The organism is Thauera phenylacetica B4P, from assembly GCF_000310225.1.
GTDB classification, from domain to species: domain Bacteria; phylum Pseudomonadota; class Gammaproteobacteria; order Burkholderiales; family Rhodocyclaceae; genus Thauera; species Thauera phenylacetica.
Genome location: NZ_AMXF01000189.1, coordinates 1 through 8,004 on the forward strand (window position 1 = coordinate 1; position 8,004 = coordinate 8,004).

Below are 8,004 nucleotides of genomic sequence, written 5' to 3' on the forward strand. Positions count from 1 at the left end.
CCCGCGGGCGGCCCGCCACGGCACGGGCCTCCCGAGCTGCGGGCGGGGCCGGGCGGGTGCGGGCGGATCACGCCCGCGAACTTTCAGTAATCGACGATCTGCAGGTCGTGCGCGATCGGCGCCGCGCGCACGGCACGCACCGCAGCGGGAGCGTGTGCGGCCGCCTGGCGCGACACCGCCGCGAGCCGGCGCACGGAGACCGTGCCGAGCTGGCGCCGGAAGCGCTCCAGCACCTCCTCGCTGGCGAGCGCGAGCGCAGCCGGGTTGACCTCGAGATAGCTCAGCTCGTCGAGCGACACCGCGCTCAGCAGCTGCCTGTGCTCAAGCTGGTCGAGCCAGGCCTGCTCGCCGAAGACCTCGCCCGGCCCCACCTCCAGCACCCGCCGGCCCTCGATCGAGAGCTCGACCTTGCCCTCGAGCACGATACCGAAGCGCTGGTCCATGTCGCCCTCGCGCATCAGCCCAAGGTCGCTGCCGACCTTGCGCCAGGCGCAGATCCGCATCACCTCCCACAGGTCGACGTCCTCGAACTCGGTGAAGAAGGCGAGCTTGCGCAGGCGCGCGAAGCGCTCGGCGTCGTGATGCACGTGGCCTTCGTCGAGGATCTGGTAGCGCACCGCGGCGAGGTCCTTGGCGAACTCGGCGCCATTGCGGTAGCGCGAGTACAGGTCCTTCTCGAGAGCCTTGCGGATCACCGCGTCCATCTGCTCGGGCACGTCCGGGTTGAGCTGCGAGACCGAGGGCGGGTCGGCGTTGATGATCTTGTACACGAGCTGCGCCGGATTGCTGGCGCGGAAGGGCAGGCGGCCGGTGAGCATGTGGAACAGGAGCACGCCGAGCGAATACAGGTCGGTCTTCTGGTTGAGCGGATACCCCTTGATCTGCTCCGGGCTCATGTAGGCCGGCGAGCCCACGCCCATGATGAAGGTCGAGTCGGTGTCGAGCTTCTTGTTGATGTTGAGCGCGAGGCCGAAGTCGGTGATCTTCACGTTGTCCTGCTCGTCGACCAGGATGTTCGCCGGCTTGATGTCGCGGTGCACGATGCCCTGGCGGTAGGCGTGGTCGAGCGCCATGCAGCACTTGAACACGATCCCGATCGTGCGATGGATGGGCAGCAGGTTCTGGAAGCCGCAGTAGCGCTCGAGCGAGCCGCCGGGGAAGTACTCCATCACCACGTAGGCCTGGTCGGGCTCGATCGAGGCGTCGTGGATGCGGATGATGTTGGGGTGGTCGAGGCGGCCCGACACCACGCGCTCGGCCTTCAGCAGCTTGATCAGGCGGCGGTTCCACTTCGCCTCGTCGCGCGCCTTGTCGTCGAAGCGCACGTGCTTGAGCGCCACCGGCTCGGGGTAGTCCGGGGTCTCGGCGAGATAGACCACCGCGGTCGCGCCGCGGCCGATCTCCTTGATGATCCTGTACTTGCCGATGCGTTCGGGAATCCGGTTCATGCTGTATTGCAAGGCTGGAGCGCCCGCGCGAGCGGCAGGCATCGGCGCGATTGTTGCACGATCCGGCGCCGGCGTGCGCCCCCGCGCCCGCGGCCGCGCGGGATTGTCCGCCCCGGGCCGTGCGTGCTTGAATGAGGCCCGTCCCGCAACCGCCCCGCGAGGAGCCCGCCTTGAGCGAAGCCGTCGACCTGCTGATCAACGCCCGCTGGATCGTCCCCGTCGATCCGCACGACTCCGTGCTCGCCGACCACGCCGTGGCGATCCGCGGCGGACGCATCGTCGACGTGCTCGACCAGGACGCGGCGCGCGCGCGCTACGTCGCCGACAAGGTGGTCGAGCTCCCCCGCCACGTGCTGATCCCCGGCCTGGTCAACCTCCACACCCACGCCGCGATGAGCCTGCTGCGCGGCATCGCCGACGACCTGCCGCTGATGCGCTGGCTGCAGGAGGCGATCTGGCCGGCCGAGAGCCGGCACGTCGACGCCGCCTTCGTGCGCGACGGCACCCTGCTCGCCGCGGCCGAGATGATCCGCGGGGGCATCACCACCTGCAGCGACATGTACTTCCACCCCGAGGCGGCGGCGGAAGCCTTCGTCGCCGCGGGCATGCGCGCGGTGGTGGGTGCGGTCACGCTGGAGTTCCCCACCTCGTACGCGAGCGACCCCGAGGACTACCTGCGCAAGGGCCTGGCCGCCCGCGACCGCTGGCAGGGCCACCCGCTGCTCGGCTTCTCGATCGCCCCGCACGCGCCCTACACCGTCTCGGACGAGAGCTTCCGCCACGTGCAGACTCTGGCCGACGAGCTCGAGCTGCCGATCCATGTGCATATCCACGAGACCGCGCAGGAGATCGCCGACTCGCTCGCCGCCCACGGCTGCCGGCCGCTCGCGCGCCTGGCGCGCCTCGGCGTGCTCGGCAGCAACCTGATCGGCGTCCACGCCGTGCACGTGGACGCGTCCGACATCGAGCTCCTCGCCCGCCACGGCTGCAGCGTCGCGCACTGCCCCACCTCGAACATGAAGCTCGCCAGCGGCATCGCGCCGGTCCCGCGCCTGCTCGCCGCCGGCATCCCGGTCGGCCTCGGCACCGACGGCGCGGCGAGCAACAACCGCCTCGACCTGCTCCAGGAGATGCGCCACGCCGCGCTGCTCGCCAAGGTCGGCAGCCTCGACGCCACCGCCGTGCCGGCGCATGTCGCCTTGCGCATGGCCACGCTCGACGGTGCGCGCGCATTGGGCATGGACGATCGCATCGGCTCCATCGAAATAGGCAAATGCGCCGATCTTTGCGCGCTCGAGCTTTCCGCGCCGCAATACCGGCCCTGTTTCGATCCGGTGTCGCATCTCGTCTACGTTTGCGGTCGCGAAAATGTCTCGCACGTGTGGATCGACGGTGAAACCCGCGTGGACAAAGGCGTCTCGCTGTTGCATATTAACGACACCGAATTGCTCCGGCTGGTGTCGATGTGGCAAACTAGGCTCGGTAATTGAACTGGATATACTGGTACAAACCGACACGAAGACGGCAGATTCGCCAGTCTTCATTTCGTTCAGTGGCAATTCCGGCGACTCGCCCTTCAAAGAGGAAACCATGATCAAACAATCCAAGAAGCAGATGCTCATGCTGGCCGCCATCGCCTCGATCGGCCTGTCCGCCCCGAGCGCTTTCGCTCAGGTCAACGACGTCGTCGTCGCCGGCAAGGGTGAAATCCCCTACGTGATCGACGCGCGCAACGTCGTCGCTCGCAGTGGTACCGGCCTGTGCTGGCGTACCGGCTACTGGAGCCCCGCCGCCGCCTCGACCGCGCTGGCTGGCGACCTGCCCGTCGGTTGCGCTTGCGACAAGGACATCGTCCCCGCCGACAAGTGCACCGTGAAGGCTGCCGCGGCCGCCCCGGCGCCGAAGCCCACCGCCGACAAGGTCAAGCTGTCGGCCGACGCCCTGTTCGACTTCGACAAGGCCGTCCTGAAGGCTGAAGGCAAGGCCAAGCTCGACCAGCTCGCCGCCCAGGCCAAGTCGCTCAAGCTGGAAGTGATCCTCGCCGTCGGCCACACCGACCGCCTGGGTTCGAACGCCTACAACCAGCGCCTGTCCGAGCGCCGTGCCGCCGCCGTCAAGACCTACCTGGTCTCGAAGGGCGTCGATGCCAACCGCGTCTACACCGAAGGCAAGGGCGAAACGCAGCCCGTGACCGGCAACAAGTGCGACAAGGTCGGTGGTCGCGCCGCGCAGATCTCCTGCCTGCAGCCGGATCGTCGCGTCGAAGTGGAAGTCATCGGCTCCAAGTAATCCCCGAGCCGGTAACCCGAAAGCCCTGCCTCGGCGGGGCTTTTTCGTTTGTGCCGGGTGCGCGCGCACCCGGCGTGCGCGCTAGCAAGGACACCCGAAGCCATGAACACCGTCAACGCCGATCCCGCCGAGCTGCAGAAGTTCAGCGACCTCGCCCACCGCTGGTGGGACCCCGCCTCCGAGTTCCGCCCCCTGCACGAAATCAACCCGCTGCGCCTGGGCTGGATCGACGGCAAGGCCGCGCTCGCCGGCAAGAAGGTGCTCGACATCGGCTGCGGCGGCGGCATCCTCGCCGAGGGCATGGCCTCGCTCGGCGCCGAGGTCACCGGCATCGACCTGTCCGAGAAGGCGCTCAGCGTCGCCCGCCTGCATCTGTTCGAGAGCGGCCACAAGGTCGACTACCGCCACCAGAGCGCCGAGGCGCTCGCCGACGAACTGCCCGGCCACTTCGACGTCGTCACCTGCATGGAGATGCTCGAGCACGTGCCCGATCCGGCCAGCATCGTCGCCGCCTGCGCCCGGCTGGTGAAACCGGGCGGCCACGTCTTCCTGTCCACGCTCAACCGCAACCCCAAGTCCTACCTGTTCGCGATCGTCGGCGCCGAATACCTTCTCAAGCTGCTTCCCGCCGGCACCCACGAGTACGCCCGCTTCATCAAGCCCTCCGAGCTCAGCCGCCACTGCCGCAATGCGCGCCTGGACGTGCAGGAGATCATCGGGCTGTCCTACAACCCGCTCGCCAAGACCTACTCGCTCGGCCGCGACACCGACGTGAACTACCTCGTCCATACCGTCGCCGCGGGCTGAACCGCGCCTGGCCCCCGACGCCAGGCGCCGGGCCGCGGCGGGCGCACCGACAAGGCCGCAATTCAGTTCATGCACGCATAGCGCGCGTGCATTAAACTGCAGACGAGCGATTCTTCCCCGGGGAGCAAGGCGATGAGCTTCCGCCACCTGAAAAGCCTGTTCAATCCGCGCTCGATCGCCGTGATCGGCGCGAGCGCGCGCGAGCGCCGCATGGGCAACGTGCTCATGCGCAACCTGCTGTCGGGCCAGTTCGCCGGCCCGATCATGCCGGTCAACCCCCGCCGCCCCTCGGTCGCCGGGGTGCTCACCTATCCCAGCGTGGCCGCGCTCCCGCAGACGCCCGACCTGGCCATCGTGTGCACGCCCGCGCCGCTCGTGCCCCGCATCGTCGAGGAGCTCGGCGAGCGCGGCACGCGCGCGGTGATGGTGATGGCCAACCAGCTCGACGCCACGCTCGGCGCCGACGGCCGCCCGCTCGATCGCAGCATCCTCGAGATCACCCGCCGCCACGAGATGCGCCTGCTCGGCGGCAGCACGCTGGGCATCCTGGTGCCCGGGCTCGGCCTCAACGCCACCTTCTCGCAGATCCCCGCGCGCCCGGGCAAGCTCGGCTTCGTCTCCCAGCGCGACACGGTCGGCACCATGGTGCTCGACTGGGCGCTGCGCAAGAAGGTCGGCTTCTCGCACTTCGTCTCGCTCGGCGACAGCCTCGATGTCGGCTTCGGCGAGGTGCTCGACTTCCTCGCCGCCGACTCGGGCACGCGCGCGATCCTGCTCTACATCGAGTCCATCCAGGACCGCCGCGCCTTCATGTCGGCCGCGCGCGCCGCCGCGCGCAACAAGCCGGTGATCGCGATCAAGGCCGGGCGCTCGCCCAACAACCCGCTGATGGGCGTCTCCGATCCGCTCTTCCTCGAGATGCCCAACCTGGTCAGCCACGACGACGTGCACGACGCCGCACTGCGCCGCGCCGGCATCCTGCGGGTGGACCAGCTCGAGGAGATGTTCGGCGCCGCCGAGACCGTGCTGCGCGCCCGCCCACTGCGCGGCAACCGTCTGGTCGTGCTGAGCAACGGCGGCGGCGCCGGCCTGATGGTGGAGGACAGCCTCTACCTCGCCGGCTACACCCTGCCGACGCTCAAGGAGCCGACCATCGAGCGCCTGCGCCGCTTCATGTCGCCGGGCTGGAACGGGCGCAATCCGCTCGAGATCCGCGTCGACTCCGAGCCGGCCTGCTACGAGCGCCTGCTCAAGATCCTGCAGGAAGAGCGCGACGGCGACGCCGTGCTGCTCATCCACACCCCGAACGCGCTCTCCAGCAGCATCGACACCGCGCAGCAGGTGATCGCCACCGCGCGCGAGACCGGCATCAACCTGATGACCTGCTGGGTCGGCGACGAGAGCGTCGAGAAGGAGCGCAACCTCTTCATCAACGCCGGCATCGCCACCTTCGACTCGCCCGAGCACGCGGCCAGCGCCTTCCTGCACATGCACCGCCACCGCACCGCCTCCGAGGTGCTGATGGAGGTACCCACTTCCGAACCGGTGGCGTTCAAGCCCGACGTCGCGCGCGCCCGCGCGGTGATCCAGGGCGCGCTCGCCGAGTCGCGCGCCAGCCTCACCGAATCCGAATCCAAGGACGTGCTCGCCGCCTACGGCGTGCCAGTCATCCAGACCCACCTCGCCGCCAGCCCGCAAGAGGCCGCGCAGATCGCCGGCCGCATCGGCCTGCCGGTCGCGCTCACCCTGATGTCGCGCGACATCCGCCGCAAGTGGGACGTCGGCGGCGTCGCGCTCAACCTCGAGAGCACCGAGGCGGTCGAGGTCGCCGCGCGCGGCATGATCGAGCGCGCCGGGCGCGCCGAGCCGCCGGTGTCGGTGAGCGGCTTCACCGTGCAGCGCATGGTGATGCGCGGCCACGCCCGCCAGTTGCTGATCGGCGTCAGCACCGACCGCCTGTTCGGACCGGTGATCGTGTTCGGCGAGGGCGGCCGCGCGCTGGAGATCTTCCGCGGCCTCGCGGTCGGCCTGCCGCCGCTCAACAAGCCGCTCGCCGACGACCTCATCGCCCGCAGCAAGGCGGCAGCGCTGCTCGAGGCGCGCGGCCACCTGCCCGCGGCCGACCGCGACGCGCTCGCGCTCACCCTCACCAAGGTCTCGCAGATCGTCGTCGACCATCCCGAGATCCACGAGATGGACATCAACCCGGTGTTCGTCGACGAGCACGGCGTGCAGGCCCTCGACGCCCACATGCGCCTGCGCCCGGCCACCGCGCACGAGCACCGGCTGGCGATCCAGCCCTACCCGAAGGCGCTCGAGGAGCCCTCGCAGCTGCGCGACGGCCGCCCGATCCTGCTGCGCCCGATCCGCCCCGAGGACGAGCCGGCGCACTACGCCTTCCTGTCGCGCCTCACCCGCGAGGACTTCATCTACCGCTTCTTCAACTACATCCCCGAGTTCCCGCGCCGCGAGATGGCGCGCCTGACGCAGATCGACTACGACCGCGAGATGGCCTTCATCGCCACCGCCACCGGCCCCGACGGCAAGCCCGAGACCCTGGGCGTGTCGCGCGCGGTGGCCGACCCGGACAACCACACCGCCGAGTTCGCCCTCGTCATCCGCTCCGACCTCAAGCGCCAGCGCCTGGGCTCGATCCTGATGGACAAGCTGGTGCGCTACGCACGCGAGATCGGCATCCAGCGCCTCGTCGGCGAGGTGATGGGCGAGAACGAGCCGATGCTCGGGCTGCTCAAGCACCTCGGCTTCAAGCTCAAGGCCTCGGAGGAGCCGGGGGTGGTGCGGGCGATCTTCGAGCTGCGGCCGCCGTCGCAGGCGTGAGGGGCGGAGACCGGGGCTTCACGCCGAAGACGCACGCGCGGGTGTAACCGGGGCGCCGGGTTCGCGCCTGCCGGCGCTCCTACATGAACCGCCACGCGTCCCGGCACTCCTACATGGACATCCGCGCGTCCCGGCGCTTCTGTATGAACCACCGCGCGTCCCGACCCCGCCTGCAGGAGCTGCGGCAGCTGCGAACCCGGCGGTCTGCCGCTCGACGCGCATGCAGCGCTCCACCGCCGTTTTCGCGCCTGCCGGCGCTCCTACATGAACCACCGCGCGTCCCGACCCCGCCTGCAGGAGCTGCGGCAGCTGCGAACCCGGCGGGTGTGCCGCTCGACGCGCATGCAGCGCTCCACCGCCGTTTTCGCGCCTGCCGGCGCTCCTACATGAACCACCGCGCGTCCCGACCCCGCCTGCAGGAGCTGCGGCAGCTGCGAACCCGGCGGTCTGCCGCTCGACGCGCATGCAGCGCTCCACCGCCGTTTTCGCGCCTGCCGGCACTCCTACATGAACCTCCGCGCGTCCCGACCCCGCCTGTAGGAGCTGCGGCAGCTGCGAACCCGGCGGTCTGCCGCTCGACGCGCATGCAGCGCTCCACCGCCGTTTTCGCGCCTGCCGGCAC

Annotated in this window: 5 protein-coding genes; 4 read left to right on the plus strand and 1 reads right to left on the minus strand. The window is 69.7% G+C overall.

Annotated elements, in window-relative coordinates:
• Positions 1-83: 83 nt before the first annotated feature.
• Positions 84-1,448, minus strand: a complete 1,365-nt coding sequence (locus C667_RS17610) for a serine/threonine protein kinase (protein ID WP_004372718.1) — start codon at positions 1,446-1,448, stop codon at positions 84-86.
• A gap of 170 nt (positions 1,449-1,618) precedes the next feature.
• On the opposite strand from C667_RS17610, the gene C667_RS17615 reads away from it, so the two are divergent.
• From C667_RS17615 to C667_RS17630, 4 genes are all read left to right on the plus strand, one after another.
• Positions 1,619-2,938 carry a TRZ/ATZ family hydrolase gene (locus C667_RS17615; protein ID WP_004372720.1) on the plus strand — a complete coding sequence of 440 codons (1,320 nt, stop codon included), beginning with the start codon at positions 1,619-1,621 and terminating at the stop codon, positions 2,936-2,938.
• A 100-nt stretch (positions 2,939-3,038) separates the two neighbouring features.
• Positions 3,039-3,737 carry an OmpA family protein gene (locus C667_RS17620; RefSeq protein ID WP_004372722.1) on the plus strand — a complete coding sequence of 233 codons (699 nt, stop codon included), beginning with the start codon at positions 3,039-3,041 and terminating at the stop codon, positions 3,735-3,737.
• 102 nt (positions 3,738-3,839) lie between these two features.
• Positions 3,840-4,544, plus strand: coding sequence for a bifunctional 2-polyprenyl-6-hydroxyphenol methylase/3-demethylubiquinol 3-O-methyltransferase UbiG (ubiG, locus tag C667_RS17625; protein ID WP_004372723.1), 705 nt, complete (start codon positions 3,840-3,842; stop codon positions 4,542-4,544).
• A gap of 132 nt (positions 4,545-4,676) precedes the next feature.
• Positions 4,677-7,382 (plus strand): bifunctional acetate--CoA ligase family protein/GNAT family N-acetyltransferase, encoded by a 2,706-nt coding sequence (locus tag C667_RS17630; RefSeq protein WP_004372725.1) that lies wholly within the window; start codon positions 4,677-4,679, stop codon positions 7,380-7,382.
• The last annotated feature ends 622 nt before the right edge of the window (positions 7,383-8,004 follow it).

What these genes read in the sequence shown, in the direction of transcription:
- C667_RS17610 (WP_004372718.1), bottom strand. Translation starts at nt 1,448, where the DNA reads ATGAACCGGATTCCCGAACGCATCGGCAAGTACAGGATCATCAAGGAG.
- C667_RS17620 (WP_004372722.1), top strand. Translation starts at nt 3,039, where the DNA reads ATGATCAAACAATCCAAGAAGCAGATGCTCATGCTGGCCGCCATCGCC.
- ubiG (WP_004372723.1), top strand. Translation starts at nt 3,840, where the DNA reads ATGAACACCGTCAACGCCGATCCCGCCGAGCTGCAGAAGTTCAGCGAC.
- C667_RS17630 (WP_004372725.1), top strand. Translation starts at nt 4,677, where the DNA reads ATGAGCTTCCGCCACCTGAAAAGCCTGTTCAATCCGCGCTCGATCGCC.